This is a genomic window from Actinomyces sp. 2119, assembly GCF_003591215.1.
GTDB lineage: Bacteria > Actinomycetota > Actinomycetes > Actinomycetales > Actinomycetaceae > Actinomyces > Actinomyces lilanjuaniae.
Window position 1 is genome coordinate 114,781 of the sequence record NZ_QYRR01000007.1, and the last position, 15,830, is coordinate 130,610.

The 15,830-nt window shown below is 72.1% G+C and carries 12 protein-coding genes and 1 pseudogene; 7 read left to right on the forward strand and 6 right to left on the reverse strand.

All coding sequences use genetic code 11. The features are described 5' to 3' along the window. Window positions 1–32 precede the first annotated feature (32 nt). Entirely contained in the window at window positions 33–647 is a 615-nt protein-coding gene (locus tag D4740_RS09735) for a TetR/AcrR family transcriptional regulator (RefSeq protein ID WP_119836755.1), read from the forward strand. A gap of 130 nt (window positions 648–777) precedes the next feature. On the opposite strand, the gene D4740_RS09740 is transcribed toward D4740_RS09735, so the two are convergent. From D4740_RS09740 to D4740_RS09765, 6 genes are all read right to left on the reverse strand, one after another. After that, complete coding sequence (locus D4740_RS09740; protein WP_119836756.1) at window positions 778–1,275, reverse strand: Dps family protein; 498 nt, start codon at window positions 1,273–1,275, stop codon at window positions 778–780. A 44-nt stretch (window positions 1,276–1,319) separates the two neighbouring features. Then, window positions 1,320–1,973, reverse strand: a complete 654-nt coding sequence (locus tag D4740_RS09745) for a TetR/AcrR family transcriptional regulator (RefSeq protein WP_259390772.1) — start codon at window positions 1,971–1,973, stop codon at window positions 1,320–1,322. Between the two features lie 54 nt (window positions 1,974–2,027). After that, the gene (locus D4740_RS09750) at window positions 2,028–3,089 is read right to left on the reverse strand and encodes a macro domain-containing protein (protein ID WP_243106860.1); all 1,062 of its coding nucleotides are present in this window, start codon (window positions 3,087–3,089) and stop codon (window positions 2,028–2,030) included. 278 nt (window positions 3,090–3,367) lie between these two features. Then, window positions 3,368–4,186, reverse strand: coding sequence for a hydrogen peroxide-dependent heme synthase (gene hemQ, locus D4740_RS09755; RefSeq protein ID WP_119836757.1), 819 nt, complete (start codon window positions 4,184–4,186; stop codon window positions 3,368–3,370). Between the two features lie 41 nt (window positions 4,187–4,227). Continuing rightward, a complete protein-coding gene (locus D4740_RS09760; RefSeq protein ID WP_259390773.1) occupies window positions 4,228–5,598 on the reverse strand; it encodes a ferrochelatase in 1,371 nt (456 codons plus the stop codon). 46 nt (window positions 5,599–5,644) lie between these two features. Further along, the gene (locus D4740_RS09765; protein ID WP_119836758.1) at window positions 5,645–7,354 is read right to left on the reverse strand and encodes a glutamyl-tRNA reductase; all 1,710 of its coding nucleotides are present in this window, start codon (window positions 7,352–7,354) and stop codon (window positions 5,645–5,647) included. A 317-nt stretch (window positions 7,355–7,671) separates the two neighbouring features. Between D4740_RS09765 and D4740_RS09770 the strand changes: the two genes are divergently transcribed. From D4740_RS09770 to D4740_RS09790, 6 genes and pseudogenes are all read left to right on the forward strand, one after another. Beyond that, the gene (locus tag D4740_RS09770; RefSeq protein ID WP_259390783.1) at window positions 7,672–8,901 is read left to right on the forward strand and encodes a uroporphyrinogen decarboxylase; all 1,230 of its coding nucleotides are present in this window, start codon (window positions 7,672–7,674) and stop codon (window positions 8,899–8,901) included. Further along, window positions 8,898–10,517, forward strand: a complete 1,620-nt coding sequence (locus D4740_RS09775; protein ID WP_119836760.1) for an NAD(P)/FAD-dependent oxidoreductase — start codon at window positions 8,898–8,900, stop codon at window positions 10,515–10,517. Before D4740_RS09770 ends, D4740_RS09775 begins: the two co-directional genes overlap by 4 nt. An 81-nt stretch (window positions 10,518–10,598) precedes the next feature. Continuing rightward, window positions 10,599–11,879 (forward strand): hydroxymethylbilane synthase, encoded by a 1,281-nt coding sequence (hemC, locus tag D4740_RS09780; protein ID WP_119836761.1) that lies wholly within the window; start codon window positions 10,599–10,601, stop codon window positions 11,877–11,879. Between the two features lie 6 nt (window positions 11,880–11,885). Then, a pseudogene (locus tag D4740_RS13030) lies at window positions 11,886–12,851 on the forward strand (uroporphyrinogen-III synthase); the annotation flags it as partial. Window positions 12,852–12,983: 132 nt separating this feature from the next. After that, window positions 12,984–14,111, forward strand: a complete 1,128-nt coding sequence (gene hemB / locus D4740_RS13035) for a porphobilinogen synthase (RefSeq protein ID WP_220475036.1) — start codon at window positions 12,984–12,986, stop codon at window positions 14,109–14,111. Window positions 14,112–14,391: 280 nt separating this feature from the next. After that, a complete protein-coding gene (locus D4740_RS09790) occupies window positions 14,392–15,816 on the forward strand; it encodes a glutamate-1-semialdehyde 2,1-aminomutase (protein WP_119836763.1) in 1,425 nt (474 codons plus the stop codon). Window positions 15,817–15,830: the final 14 nt, after the last annotated feature.

A 15,830-nucleotide genomic window follows, 5' to 3' on the forward strand; every position in this document is an offset into this window, starting at 1 on the left:
AGGATACCCGCAGTCGCCGGTACCATGTCAACATGTCTCCGCGCACTGACCTGCGGCCCCGTCGGCGGATGGACCCCCAGGAGCGTCGCGACCTCATCCTCGCAGCCGCCGCCCAGGCCTTCGCCGCACAGCCCTACGACGACGTGTCTCTGAGCTCCATAGCCCACCAGGTCGAGGCCTCCGAGGCCCTGGTGCACAAGTACTTTACCTCCAAGGCACGCCTGTACGCGGAGGTAGTATCCCAGGCTGTCCAGGAGATCGCCGCGCAGATTATCCAGGCCGACAAGGCGCTGCCCACCGGCTCCTCAGCCCGGGACCGAGTGCGCACCTCGATCCTGACCTACCTTGACTTCATCATCAAGCGCACCCCGGGGTGGACCACCTACCAGCTCCTGGCCGGCCATGAGCCCGGTCTCGCCACCGAGGTCCGCCAGCAGGCGCGCGAGCAGGCCGTAACTGCCCTGGCCGAGGTAGTCGGTGGCAGCCACGGCCCTCGTGACGACTTCGCCTTCCACGGCTACCTCAGCTTCCTCGACACGGCCTGCCTGCGCTGGGCGCAGGCAGGCTGCCCTCCTGAGGAACGCTACCCGCTGGTCGAGGCGGCTCTGGGCTGCCTGGAGGGAGCCCTGGGCGACTGGCGAGCCTAGGCCGCCCCCGACAGCACACGGCTCCTCCCGGCAGGACGACACGTCGTGTCGCCGGAAGGAGCCGTCGTCAGGTCAGCGGCGCCCCGGCCGGGGCCCGTCAACACACCGCCTCGGCGGGCGCCTGCCGACCTCAGCGCACAGGCTTGCGGACCTCAGCCGAGATGAACCAGGCCTGCTGCTCAAGCTTGCCGATAAGGTCCTCGATAATTCCGGAGGAAGTCGGGTCCTCCTCGTCAACCTGCTCGTCCACCCCACGCAGCGTGGCCACGACGGCCTCAATGGCGGACACGATGTAGGCCACGCCCTCGGAGGTGAGGATCTCGCCCTCCGGGGCAGCAGGAACACTGGTAGTGGCTGCCACAGTGGCGGGGCGACCGTCCGGGGTCGCGTTGACGGCGCGCATACGCTCGGCGACCTCGTCACCGCCCTCACGAGCGATATCGACGACCTCGTCAAGGTTAAGGTGGAGGTCGCGGAAGTTCGGACCGACGATGTTCCAGTGAGCCTGCTTTCCTACCAGCTCGAGGGCAATAAGGTCGGTCAGCACACGCTGGAGGCTGTCGCTCAGGGCGGCAGAGGCGGTGAAGGCGAGGGTGATAGAGGGAGTAGCGACGGTCTCAGTACTCATGGACTCTACTTTACACTATCTCGGTCGAATGCGAGTGTCGCCTATCAGTTACCGGCGTCCGCTCCACGCATCGCCTGGACGTAGGTCGCAAGGGCCTCCAAGTCGGTCAGCAGGGCCGTGGAGAAGAGCTCGGCGGCCACCGGGCCGCTCCACTCCATGAACTCGCGGACCACGGCCTCGACATCCGTGGGATCACTGGCAGCGTAGCGGGCAAAGAGCACCAGGGCACCGAAACCGGAGTACACCAGGTATCGGGAGCGCCTCTCCTCGTCGGAAGTGGGGGCCACGTGCCCGGAGGCGACCCCGGCACTCATGTAGTGCGCCGTGTCGAGGACGACAGACTCAAGCAGGGCCGCCCCCAGGGGACCGCCCTCGACGAGTGAGCGTAGCGCGTAGGCAGTCGCCGGGACGTAGTCCTCGGTGCGGGCCATCTGGGTGAGCAGGTCAACGGGCCCACCCATGACCTCGGAGTCCGTCCTGGCCTGGGCTGCCAGGCGCAGAACCTCCTCGTCGCAGGCTTGCCGCAGCCCCTCCTTGGAGCCGAAGTGGTGGACGATGAGGCCGGCCGTGACACCGGCATCCGCGGCGATGGCACGCAGCCCCGCGCTCAGACCGTCCTTGGCGAAACGAGCCATGGCAGCGTCACGGATGCGCGCCACGGTCGTGGAGTCCGGGCTGCTACCAGGAGGGGGGCACACAGCCCCATGGTAGGGGTTACACCCACCCAGTCGTTCCGGCGTCACGGTCTGGTGTCACGGAGGAGGCGCCAGCGCCCTCTCATAGGCGGCGGCCTCCGCCGCAGTGCCGGCGCACAGCACGATACGCAGGGGGGAGTCGGGGTGCCGGGCGACCCAGGACACGACGGCCTCCACGGCCACCATCCCCACCATGTCGACAGGGTACCCGAAGGCCCCGGTCGACACCGCGCACAGGCCGATGCTGCCCAGTCCCGCCGCCACCGCCACGTCAAGCGCCGAGGTGTAGCAGGCATCCAGCACCCTACGGTCCTGCACGCTTGGCGCCGCCCCCGGCTCGATCACGGGTCCGACCGTGTGGATGACGTACCCGGCTGGCAGGTGGTAGCCACCGGTGAGCACCGCCCCGCCGGGGGGCTCACCGGTGCTGCGCCGACGGGGGTCGAAGCGCTCGGCCTGCCTCATGTAGGAGTCGCACTCCTGACGCAGGGCGGGACCTGCAGCCGCGTGGACGGCGTTGTCGGTGCAGTCGTGTCCTGGCACGAAGCAACCGAGCATGCGGGACCTGGCCGAGTTGAGCACCGCGTCAGCGCGAAGACGCACCAGGTTACCCCGCCACAGGGCGAGGACCCGGCCGAGCCGACCGCCCACCCGGTGAGTAACCGCAAGAGAGGGCAGGGTCATAGCCTCAACGCGACCACGCTCGGCAGCCTCAGCCTCCAGCAGGGCATCCAGGTCCGCAGCGAGGTCAGCGGGAAGAGCACCCGGCGGCCGGGTCGTGAGGATGAACCCAAGAAGAGCCCGCAGCTCATCGGGATCGGTAGGAATCGTCACGTCCGTCCACAGCGGCCGCCCCTGCGCCTCCTCACCCGTGAGGGCGTAGACCAGGCGACGTACCAGGCGGGAGCGGTCGGCACTGGAGCGGGCCGCCTTCTTCCAGGACGCCGGGAGCACAGCCGGGCTGGCAGCAGGAGCGTCGGCAGGGGAGGCAGCTGAGCGCGCCGACCCGCCCAGCGTCAGACGTCTCTTCCCTACGGCGTCCAGCACCCTCTGGGTCCGCGACGTCGTGGAGGCGTGCCGGGTAGCGTGCCCGCTGCCAGGCACCAGTCCTACCATCATGAGCACCACCCCTATGGCCCAGACAGGTAGTCGTCAGGTCCCGGTCGGCACCGCAGCCGCCGTATACCGGCGAATACGGTGGCAACAACGATGGTACCACGTCGTAATATCCTATAACTTAACAGCGTTTATGCGGATTACTGCCAGGAAGAGACCAGGACTCGCGATAACTAGCGGCACCGAGGAAATAGACGCGAGAACGGGGGTGCACAAGGGTGTCGCGGGCCGGGGCGCGGACACGGGCTGCACAGCCCTCCGCGCCCCGGCCCGCCAGGCTGTCAGACCCTAGGCTGGCGCTGCGCCCACTCCAGCGGCTCCACACGGCGACCGGTGTAGAAGGGAGTGTCCACGCGCACGTGCAGGCGCGCCTCGGTGTAGCGCTGGTGGTGCAGGACCCCCTCCAGGCGGTCCAGCGTGTCCGCCTCGAAGCCAAGGACCCACTCGTAGTCACTCAGCCCGAAGGTAGCCAGCGTGGATCCCTTGACGTCGGGGTACTGAGAGAAGCCGTGACGCCCGTGCTCGGCCATCATCCGGGAGCGCTCCTGGGGGTCGAGCAGGTACCAGTCGTAGGAGCGCACGAAGGGGTAGACCATGAGCCAGTCGCGCGGCACCACCCCGCCGAAGCAGGCCGGGATGTGACGCCGGTTGAACTCCGCGGGCGTGTGCAGCCCCACGCAGGACCACACCGGCTCCAGGTGGCGACCCAGGGCACTGGCCCGCAGGCGGTGGTAGGCGTCCTGGAGCACCTCCGGGTCGTCGTCGAGCCACCACACCAGCAGGTCCGCGTCAGGGCGGAACCCCGCAATGTCGTACCAGCCACGTGTGGTCACCCCCGAGGCCTCCACGAATGCGACGGACTCCTCGACAACCTGGCGGCGCTCAGGCTCTGCGGCCGGCAGCGGCGCGACCAGCCGCATGACGGCGTAGAGGGCGTAGTGGTTCTGGTCGTTGACGGCGTCAAGATCGACATGGGCCGCGTCACGTGGGTCGTGGCGGTAGTGGCGGGCCTCGTCGCCAGAGCCGTCTGCGGCAGTGCTAGGGGCGTGGTCCGCGCCGTGGGCGGTAGGGGCCGTAGTCGTGTCCTGGTTGTTGCTCATGTGTCTCTCCTGGTGCAAGGACGTAGTTCAAAGGTCGTGGCTCAAGGTAGCGGTCGGGACGTAGCAGTTGCGACGGCATCCGGGATCGGGTCCGAGCCAGCGGTCTGCGCGGTCTCAGCAGGAGCGGGCAGGCAGCAGCCCGGGGGACAGACCGTGTGGAAGGGACCGACCCCTGTGGTCGTGACCGGGACGACCTCCTCCCCCCTGGCACAGGCGGCTCGCTCCACCAGGAGGTCGGCAAGGGAGGACACAAAGGCCGGGTGGGTCCCGGCTGTCGCCGCGCGAGCATAGGCAAGGCCCAGGTCGTGGGCGGTCTGCCTCGCCTCGGTGTCCAGGTCGAAGACCACCTCCATGTGGTCAGAGACGAACCCGACAGGGGCGACGACGACGCCTGCGGGTCCGCCCCGCCCCTTCCCAGAGTCCGTCGCGGCTGCCAGGGAGCGCAGGTGGTCGTTGACGTCCGGCTCTAGCCAGCGCGCCTGGGGCGGCCCGGAGCGAGAGCAGTAGACCAGGTCGTAGTCAGGAACCTGGTCCAGCCCCAGCCGACGGGCGACAGCGGGAACCAGCACCTTGGCCAGAGCCTGGTGCTGGGTCACGTAGGAGACCTCGGAGGACAGGTCGGGCGCTACCCCCGGCTCCAGCCCGCAGGAGCGCGGGGCGGCCGCCTCCTCCCCCGCCCCTTCCCAGTGCGGGCGGGACAGACGAGGTGGGTGGGACGCAGAGCCCTCCTCCATGGCCACGGGGACGGAGTGGGTCACCAGGACCAGGCGCACGTCGGCAGCCGGGACGCCGTCGGCGGCCAGCTCCTGGTAAGCCTGGACGATGGCGTCGGTATTGGCCTCCAGGAGGCCGGGAGCGTTGTAGCAGGGGCGGGTCTTGTCCACGACCAGCCGCACCGGCTGCCCCCCGGGTCCGCCGACACGCGCTGCGGCGTCAGCCTCCGGACCACGTCCGGTAGCCCCGTCCGTCCCCGCCCCCAGCCGCTCCAGGGCCGCAGCCAGGTCCTCCCGGTACTGCCTGCACCCTGAGTAGGAGGCGAACGCCGACGTGGTCAGGGCCAGGACCCGCCGCGCCCCGGCGTCGGACAGCTCCCGCAGGGCCTCGGTGACGAAGGGGTGCCAGTTGCGGTTGCCCACCACGACCGGCTGGTAACAGCCCCGGGCCTCCAGCTCAGCGCGTAGCGCGGCGGCGAGCTCAGCGTTACGCGCATTGATCGGTGACACTCCGCCAAAACGCTGGTAGTGGCCAGAGACCTCCAGGAGGCGGGAGTCGGGAACGCCCCGCCCGGCAGTGGCGTTGCGCATGAAGGGCAGGACGTCCTGCGGCCCTCGGGGACCCCCGTAGGACAGGAGGAGGACGGCGTCGTAAGGGGCCAGGGGGTCGCGCCCGGGTCGGCTGCTCGGCAAGCTCACTGGTGGTCCTCCATAAGATCGGTCAGGTCAGGCGGGCTGGTCGCTACTACTGCACCCGGGCCGACGGCGGGGTAGCGGTGGACTCCCGGCCGTCAGAGTCGGCCGCGTCCAGGGACACCACCCGAGGCAGGCACACAGGGCCACTCACCTCCGAGCCGCTGTCACCTCGGCTCCTCGACCTCCTCGGCCCGGCCGCCACTCCCCCGGCCACCTCAGGACCCAGGACGGTCTCCAGGGCGACACGGAAGTCCTCCTCCCTGCCGTCCTGACCCGCACGGCGGGCAGCCACGGTGGGGTGGTGCAGGAGGCGGGCAGCCAGTCTCCGCAGCGCCTGCTGCGCCTCAGCCACGGTGACCAGTGCCTCGCCGTCCTCGTCGTCCCTGCGGGACGGCTCCGCACCGCCGTCTGCCATGCCGACGCCCTCACCGCCAGCGCCACCCCGGGAGCCGGTGCCTCCTGCGGCACTACGCCGCCCCGCAGCAGGCACCGGGCGCAGCCGTGCAGCCTCCTGGGCCACCATGTCGTTGACCTGCGAGCGAAGCCCCGTGATGAGTCCGTCCATGCGACGGCCCCGCAGGAACCGCTCAAACGCCTCCGTCTCCTGAGCCACGATGGCCCGGGCCGCCGCGAGGTCCTCGGTACCCGCCTCGGGGACGGCTGACTGGATACGCTCCAGCCCGGTGTAGACGACCCCGGGCAGCTCCTCTACACCACGTTCGACGTCGCGGACCAGGGACAGGTCCAGCAGCGTCAGGGGCCGGTTACCCCCCTCCTTCCGCAGCCGCTGGGCGGTGGCACGCGCCACCTGGTCGCGGGTGAGCACGGGGGCACCCCGACCGCGACAGGTGATGACCAGGTCCACCGTGGCCAGTGCCGCCTGGAGCCCGTCGGGGTCCAGGGCACGCAGGCCGTGCCCCTGAGCGAAGGACTGCGCCCGGTGCGAGGCGGAGTAGACGGTCACGTCGGCGGCGCCGCGCTCGCGCAGCACCGAGACAGTCGCTCCCGCGTAGGAGCCGGTCCCCGCCAGGAGGACCCGGCAGCGGCTGAGAGGAGGCAGCTCCTGGGCCACGAGGTCCACGCCGACCGCTGCCAGGCTGCGACCGCGACCCACCACGCTCGTCTCTGCCGCGACCCTGCGGGAGACGACCAGGGCGTGCTCCACGACGCGGACCAGGTCAGGACTGAGCGTGCCCTCCCGCTCGGCCTCCCCCAGGGCGCGACGTACCTGCCCGGCGATCTGCCGCTCTCCCACCACCATGGACTCCAGCCCGGAGGCGGTGGCGAAGAGCTCGCGGTAGGCCTGCGCACCCTCCCAGGAGGCCCAGGCGAGGTCATCGCGCTCCAGCCCGGACCGGCGGGCCATCAGAGCGGACACCCGGGAGAGCGTCGCCGCCAGCCCGTCAGGCACCGGCGGGCTGTCCTGCTCCTCGCCCCTGCTGCCCGGGGCCTCTGGCGCTGCGCCACCGGCGACCTTGTCTGAGTCGTCACCTCCGCCGTCGTCCACGGTCCCGCCACCGTAGACGCCGGGCACGACACCGCAAGGAGCGCTGGAGCTGCTGCCGAAGTCGGCACGGGAGCCGCTGCGGGAGTCCAGGAGGAGTGACAGCCGGTTGCAGGTTGCCAGCACCATGGCGCCCCGCAGCCCGGGTAGGAGGTCCACAAGCTCCTTCCCCAGTCCGGGGGCTACCGCGCCCAGGCGGGACACTGTCTCCAGGTCCAGGAAGCGGTGGTCTGCTGAGATGAAGTAGATCGCCACGTCGGGTGGTATTGAATCACCCGGAAAGGGAGGAGGCACAATAACCTTCCCTGTTACGTCATATAACCTAGCGAGGCAGCACCGCCACGCCATTCGCGACATTGTGTCATAAAACTATTCTGCGAGATCTCAGCCAGAAACACCGTCACCGAGGAGTCCCCACCCAGATGCCGTGCACCAGCCAGACGCCGCCCCGTGAAAACAGGCCGTGCGAGGCACCCCCCCTAGCAGAGCCCTATTGCGTCACTGGCTCTGCACACAATTCAGGGCCAGTCCCCCGCACCGACGCCGGGCCGCAGCATGCGGCCAGCCCCCGGCTGCCCGCTCTCCTGGAGGCCCTCGACGGGCGTAGGCCGCAGCGCACCCCGGTGTGGTTCATGCGCCAGGCCGGCAGGTCGCTGCCGGAGTACCGGCGGCTGCGAGCGCGGGCCGGCACCCCAATGCTGGACGCCTGCCTGGACCCGCTCCTGGCGGCGGAGGCCACCCTCCAGCCCGTACGCCGTCACGGCGTGGACGCGGCCGTGCTCTTCTCCGACATCGTGCTCCCCCTGCGCCTGGCCGGGGTGGCGGTACGCATTGAGGAGGGGGTCGGCCCTGTCCTGGACCATCCGGTACGTGAGGCCAGGGACGTCACCGCACTCCTGGACCACCGCTACGGCCAGACCTCCGCAGGCGCAGCAGCCCGGGAGGGGGCGACGGGGGTCCAGGCCGTCGCCGAGGCCGTGCGCCGCGTCGTCGCCGAACTAGGGAGCCCGCAGGCTCCTGGCCACCAGGAGACCCTGGGGCACCGGGCTCGCGCCGGGCTGAGGCACAGTCGCGGGGAGGCCACCTGGACCCCGCTCATCGGGTTCGGCGGAGGCCCGTTCACCCTAGCCGCCTACATGGTGGAGGGGCGCCCGAGCCGGGACCACCTGGCAGCACGCACCCTCATGCACGCCGACCCCATCTCCTGGAACCGGCTGATGACCTGGTGCGCCCGGCTGACAGGTGCCTTTATCGCCACCCAGGTCACGGCCGGAGCCTGCGTTGCTCAGCTGTTCGACTCCTGGGCAGGCTCTTTGTCCCCCGCCCTCTACCGCCAGCACGTGCTCCCCTACTCCCGCCTGGCTCTGGAGACCGCCAGCCAGGCAGTGTCCCCCGTGACCGGCCAGCCGCCCCGCCTGCTGCACTTCGGCACCGGCACCGCCCGGCTGCTGGGGGACATGAGAGCCGCGGGTGCCCACGCCGTCGGTGTGGACGAGCGCACCGACCTGGGTGAGGCTGTGGAGACGCTGTCCGGTAGCGACCCGCAGGGGCGGTCCTGCCCGGTGCAGGGCAACCTTGACCCGGCGCTGCTGGCCGCGCCGTGGCCGGTCCTGGCCCGTGCGGTCGACACTTGCCTGGAGTCCGGCCTGGCGGCACCGGCTCACGTCGTCAACCTGGGGCACGGCGTGCCGCCCTCCACCGATCCGGACACGCTGACCCGCGTCGTCGCCCGTGTGCACGGGGCCGCCGACTGGGAGGAGACGGCCCGTGAGGGCTGGCAGCCTGAGCAGGAGCAGCCGTGAGTGCCCCGACCGGGAGCAGCCGGCAGGAGATACAGGACTGGGACGCCGTTGTCGTCGGCGGCGGCATAGCAGGACTGAGCGCCGCCTGGGAGCTGACGCGCGCAGGACTGCGCCCCCTCCTGGTGGAGGCCCGCGGCTACACCGGGGGGCTGGTGGCGGGGGCCAGCGTGGCCGGGGTACGGATCGACCTGGGGGCCGAGGGCTTCGCCACCCGTGCCGACTCACCCCTGGGCGTCACGGCCACGGCCTGCGAGCTCGGACTGACCACCGTCTCCCCCTCGGGCAGGCCCCACCTCTTCCTGCCTCCCGTAGCCGGGAGCGCCGCCCCACCCCGGGACGGCTCCACCAGCACAGTGCCACAGACAGCAGACGGGGCTGCCCCCTCTGGGCAGCCGTGGGGCCTGCACCCCTTCCCCGCCAACGCCTTTCTAGGCATCCCCGCCGACCCGGGCTCACCCGACGTCGTCTCCGTCATCGGCACCGAGGCGGCCGCCCTGGCTGCCCGGGACCGGGACCTGCCCGCCTCCGCGGGCACCCGGTTGCAGGACCCTGGCGACCTCGCCTCCCTCGTGCGGACCCGGATGGGCCAGGGCGTGCTGGACCGGCTGGTCCGCCCCGTCGTGGCGGGCATCCACTCCGCCGACCCCAGCGTGCTCGCCACCGACACTGTGGCCCCGGGACTGCGTGAGGCGACCGCCCGCCTGGGCAGCCTGGGGGCAGCCGTCACCGAGCTGCTGGAGCGACGCCGCAGCAGCGGGCGACAGGGAGGCGACGCTACCGTCGAGGGCGGGATGTTCCTCCTGACCGACGCCCTACGGCAGGCCGTCGAGGCCGCTGGCGGGAGGACCGAGACCCGCACGGGGGCGCAGTGGCTCAGGCAGGAGGCTCCCGGGAGGTGGACCCTAGCGGTCTCTGCCACCCAGCGAGGGGCCTCGCCCTCCGACGAGCCGCCCCCCGTGGGACCCACGCGCCTCCTGCGCACCACACGAGTGGTTCTGGCCTGCTCACCCGGGGCCGCCCTGCGCCTGCTGGAGGGCGCCCCGGGCGTGGACACCGACGTGGAGGTGCCTCGCGGTACCAGCCTGGCTCGCCTCGTCCTGGTGGTCCGCGCCCCCGGGCTGGACGATGCCCCCACAGGCTCAGGACTGCTGGTCGCACCAGGGACCGCACCAGGGACGCAGCCCTCGGACGAGGTCCTCCCCGGCCCGGTGAGGGCCAAGGCCCTGTCCCACCTCAGTGCCAAGTGGCCGTGGGTGGGGCGCCAGCTGCGTGAGCGCCACGGGCCGGGCACGCACGCCCTGCGCCTGTCCTACGGACGCCCGGGCCAGCCACGCCCGGAGGTAGACCTGGAGGCTGCCCTGGAGGACGCCGCCACCCTGACCGGCAGGCGTGTGGACCCCTCCGCGGTGCTGGACCACGTCGTGGCCCGCTGGGACGGGACCCTGCCCCCGCCCACTCCCGCCTACCGCCGCCGCACGGCCCGCGTGGAAAAAGAGGTAGCGCGACTGAAAGGACTGGTTGTCACGGGCGCCTGGGTGGCCGGGACCGGGATCGCCGCCATCGTGCCCCACGCACGGGCAGCCGCTGGAAGCCTGGCGCCACCCAGCCGTACCTGACATGCCGCGTCCCGGTGGCATCCAGGGCGCAAACAGATTTGTCCCCTAGGGTGGCGGGGAGTCCGGGAGGAGGAGGCGCGCATGCATGAGGGCCAGAATCCCGCGACCCACGCTGTCCGCCTGGGTACACGGGGCTCACGTCTGGCGCTGACCCAGTCCACCCAGGTGGCCCGGGCACTGGAGGACGCGGGCGCCCCCAGCATCTCGCTGGTGACCGTACGCACCCAGGGAGACGGGGACCGCACCCCGCTGCGTGACCTGGGAGGAGTCGGCGTCTTTGCCGCCCTACTGCGCCGCGCCCTGCTAGGGAGTCAGGTGGACCTGGCGGTCCACTCCTTCAAGGATCTCCCTACCGCACCCGCACCCGGCCTGGAGGTCATCTGCGTGCCCCGGCGGGCGGACATGCGCGACGCCCTGTGTGCCCGCGACGGCCTGACCCTGGAGGCGCTGCCCACAGGCTCACGCGTGGGCACCGGCTCCCCCCGCCGTGCGGCCCAGCTGCTAGCGGTCCGCCCCGACCTGGAGGTCGTGGACCTGCGCGGCAACGTGCCCACCCGGCTGGCCCGGGTCAGCGGCCTGGCCACGGCCGCTGCGATAGGTACCGACGAGCCCGTCACCCCGGCAGGTCCTGACGCGCAGGGCGACCTGGACGCCGTGGTGCTGGCACTGGCCGGCCTGCGGCGCCTGGGTCTGGAGCACTGCGCGAGCCAGGTCCTGGACCCCGAGGTCATGCTGCCAGCGCCGGCGCAGGGGGCACTCGCCGTGGAGGCCAGGACCGGGACCCTGGAGGAGCACGAGGACCTGGCGAGGGCCGCCGCGCGCCTGGAGGACGCCGACACGCGCGTAGCCGTCACCGCTGAGCGCGCTCTCACCGCCGGGCTGGAGGCCGGGTGCGCAGCACCGGTAGGTGCCTGGGCGCGGGTTGTTGACCTGGAACCTGAGACGCACGGCCCCGGCCCGGCCCGGGCGGGAACGGGACCCGCAGCGCAGGAGAACAGGCTTGCCACGGCCGGGTACCCCGACGTGAGCGACCCCGGCACCGCGCCACGGCGCCCCGATCTTCCCGGAACCGGTGCCACGGCACGTCGCGAGCTGGTTCTGCGAGCGCTCGTGTCCTCCCTGGACGGACAACGCCGCCTGGTTCGGGAGCGGCGCGTCCCGCTGCCCGGCGGCCAGGGCCGAGGCGTGCGCCCCCAGGGCTCCTCTGCCCCCCGTACCACCTCCGACCTGGTGGCCGCCGAGAACCTTGGCGCCCGGGTGGCCTCGGTGCTGCTGGAGGACGGTGCCGGCGAGCTGTCGGACCTCCAGGCGCGCAGGCCCGAGCACCCCCCGGAGGGGTCCGGCGGGCTTGGACAGGACTGACCTGGTATGCGCCCGATCGCCTCCCCGGGTACGCAGCCGCCCACCGGCCGCCCGGCTACGTCCGGCAGCCCCCTGGCCTCACCCGCTTACCCCGGTGCTTCAGCTGACGCCCCCCAGGCGCTGAGCGGCCTGAGGATCCTTCTGCCCCGCCTGCGCACACCTGACGCGCTGGCCGAGGGTCTCGAGCGTGCCGGGGCCACCGTGGTGCGAGCCGCCCTGACCCGGACCGTGCCTGTCCCCGGGCAGAGAGGAGCCCTGGAGGACCTGTGCCGCTGCCTGGTCACGGGGGAGGCAGCCTGGCTGGTCCTGACCTCGGCGCGGACCGTGGAGGTGCTGGCCTCCTGCCTGCTCCGGCAACTGGGGCAGCCACCGCACCAGCTCCCCTCCGGTGGGCACAGCCGTGACCTCCCGCAACGTAACCTGCCGACGAAGGTGCAGGTCGCCGCCGTCGGCCCGGCTACAGCCCGCTCCTGGCGGAACCTGGTAGGCCGGCCCCCCGACGTGGTCGCTGAGGGCAGCGCCCAGGCGCTCCTGCACCACCCCGTTCTAGCCGCAGGCCCCGGTGCCTCAGGTAGCTCGGCAGGTGGCTCGGACAACCCGGACAGCAGCCTTCCCGGCGATACTCCCGGCAACAGCCCTGACGTGGGCAGGCGAGTGCTTCTGCCCGCGTCCGCCCTAGCCAGCCCGGTCCTGGCCCAGGGACTGCGCCGGGCGGGCTGGCAGGTGGAGCAGGTGGAGGCCTACACCACTGTGCCGGTAGCACCGCAGGACCTGCCTGCCGGGCTCCTGGCGTCCTGGCAGGACGGCAGGGTGGACACCGTCGTCCTGACCGCGCCCTCGGTAACCCGCGCGCTCCTTGACCTGGTGGGGCCACCACCACCTCCCACCCGCACCGTTGCCATCGGGACCACGACGGCCCAGGCCGCCAGGGAGGCAGGCATCATCGTGGATGCCACCGCCGCCTCCCCCACACCAGCGGGTGTGCTTCGGGCGGTCAAGGAGGCGGCCCGCCACTCAGCCCAGGCGGGCGGAAGGACCGTAGGCACCGCAGACGCCGTAGAAGAACGAAGAAGAACCCTGACAGGAGACGACGCCATGACTCCCATGACTCCCACAACGACTCCCACGGCTCCCACGGCTCCCGCTGCATCCCGTTCCACGACCGGCCCTGCGGCCAGCACAGCACCTCGACCTCCGGCTCCCGACCTCCTGGCCTCCCGGGGTGTGCCCGCCCCCGTCACCCCCACCGTGCGGCCCCGGCGCCTGCGCTCCACGCCCGCGATGCGCCGCCTGGCCCGCGAGCACACTGTTGACCCCGCCAGCCTCATGCAGCCGGTCTTCGTGCGCGAGGGCGTCAGCCAGCCGCAGCCGGTGGAGGCGATGCCCGGCGTCGTCCAGCACACTCTGGACTCCCTGCGCCGCGAGGCTGTCGCCTGCGCCCGCGCCGGGCTGGGCGGTGTGGTGCTGTTCGGCGTGCCCCAGGAGCGCGACGAGGTCGGCAGCCAGGCCTGGGCCGAGGACGGCATCCTCAACCAGGCGGTGGCTGCGGTGCGCGCCGAGGTGGGCGACGCGCTGGTGGTGTGCGCCGACACCTGCCTGGACGAGTTCACCAGCCACGGGCACTGCGGCGTGCTACGGCAGGACGGGCCTCGCGCGGGTGAGGTGGACAACGACGCCACCGTGCCCCTGTACCAGGCGATGGCCGTGTCCCAGGCGGAGGCAGGGGCACATATGGTGTCACCCTCGGGCATGATGGACGGGCAGGTCGCGGCGGTACGCGCCGCCCTGGACGCTACCGGGCACGACGACGTCGCGCTCCTGGCCTACTCGGCCAAGTACGCCTCGGCCTACTTCGGCCCCTTTCGGGAGGCGGTGCGCTCCACGTTGCAGGGCGACCGACGCACCTACCAGCTCGACCCCGCCAACCGGCGCGAGGGCCTGCGCGAGGCTGCCCTGGACACGGCCGAGGCCGCAGACATGGTCATGGTCAAACCCGCAGGCCCCTACCTGGACGTCCTGGCCCAAGTTGCCGCGACCAGCCCCGTTCCCGTGGCCGCCTACCAGGTCTCCGGGGAGTACGCCATGGTGGAAGCCGCCGCCCGCAACGGCTGGGTGGAGCGTGAGCGGGTCATCGCCGAGTCCCTGCTGGGGATCGTACGCGCAGGTGCCGACGTGGTGCTGACCTACTGGGCCCGGCAGGTCGCCGAGAACCCCGGGTGGTTGGCCTCCTAGCAGAGCGCGACGCTCACGGGTGCGCGTCTTGAGGGCCTGCTGGCCCGCCTGTCCTGTCTGGTTGCCCCGGGCAGAAACCCGCACAACCCAGGCAGGACCACCGCCTGCCTGGGCTCCCGCAGCGGCAGGGGCGGCTATGGTCTGACGAGTCGCCAGCCGCGCAGCGGCACGGCCCCACGACCGCACACCAGCCACGGGCGCAGGAGCCTGTCCGTACACCCGACCCCAGCCCACCGCAGCCGTCTCCGAGACAGCCCACGCCGCCCAGCCAGGAGCCTCTATGACCACCCAGACCCCCGCCCGCAGCAACGCCGCCCTCTTTGAGACCGCCCGTGCCGTCATCCCCGGAGGCGTGGACTCCCCGGTACGCGCCTTCGGCTCGGTGGGTGGGACCCCGCGCTTCATCACCTCCGCCAGCGGCGCACGGGTCCGTGACACCGAGGGCCGCGACTACGTGGACCTCGTGGGCTCCTGGGGACCGGCCCTCCTGGGCCACGCCCACCCCGGCGTGGTGGAGGCCGTGCGGGAGGCCGCCTGGCGAGGGCTGTCCTTCGGGGCGCCCACGGAAGCGGAGACCCTGCTGGCTCAGGAGGTGCGCCGCCGGGTGCCAGCGGCCGAGCGGGTCCGCCTCGTGTCCACCGGTACCGAGGCCACCATGACCGCTGTCCGCCTGGCGCGCGGGGCCACCGGGCGTGACCTCGTGGTCAAGCTCGCCGGCTGCTACCACGGCCACTCTGACGGCCTGCTGGCCGCGGCCGGCTCCGGCGTAGCCACCGGAGGGCTGCCCGGCAGCGCCGGGGTGCCGCAGATGGTGGCCGCCCAGACCCTCGTCCTGCCCTACAACGACCTCCCCGCCCTGGAGGCCTGCCTGGAGCAGCGCGGCCAGGAGGTGGCCGCCGTCATCCTGGAGGGGGCGGCCGCCAACATGGGCGTGGTGCCCCCGCTACCCGGCTACACCGCAGGCGTGCGACGCCTGACTGCCCAGCACGGCGCCCTCATGATCCTTGACGAGGTGCTCACCGGCTTCCGTGTGGGACCAGCAGGCTGGTGGGGCCTGGAGGCTGTCGAGGGATGGGTGGCCGACGGGCAGGGCGGTCCCGTGCCCGGCAGTACACACAGTGCCCGCATCTGGCCCGCCAGCACGGCGGAGGCCTCCTGGGTGCCCGACCTCCTGACTTTCGGCAAGGTGATCGGCGGCGGGGTTCCGCTGGCCGCCGTCGGCGGGCGCGCTGACGTCATGGACCTGCTGGCCCCCCTGGGTCCCGTCTACCAGGCAGGGACCCTGTCGGGCAGCCCGCTGGCCACGGCAGCAGGCCTGGCCACCCTGGAGCTGGCTGACGACCAGGTCTACCGGGCGGTTGACGCAGCCTCGGCCCAGGTAGGCCAGGTGGTCTCCGAGGCGCTGAGCGCCCAAGGGGTGGCCCACCGCGTCCAGCGCGCAGGCTCCCTGTTCTCCGTCATGTTCGGGGACAGCGCCGCCAGCAGCGGCGTGCATGACTACGAGGGCGCCCAGGCCCAGGAGACCTGGCGCTTCGCCCCCTTCTTCCACGCCTTCCTGCGGGAGGGCGTGGCCCTGCCACCCTCCGTGTTCGAGGCGTGGTTCGTCTCCGCCGCTCACGACGAGGAGGCGGTGGAGGCCATCGCTGCCGCTGCTCCAGCCGCCGCGCGTGCCGCAGCCCAGGCCCGCCCCGACCGACAGGGCTGACAGGTCAGGACAGC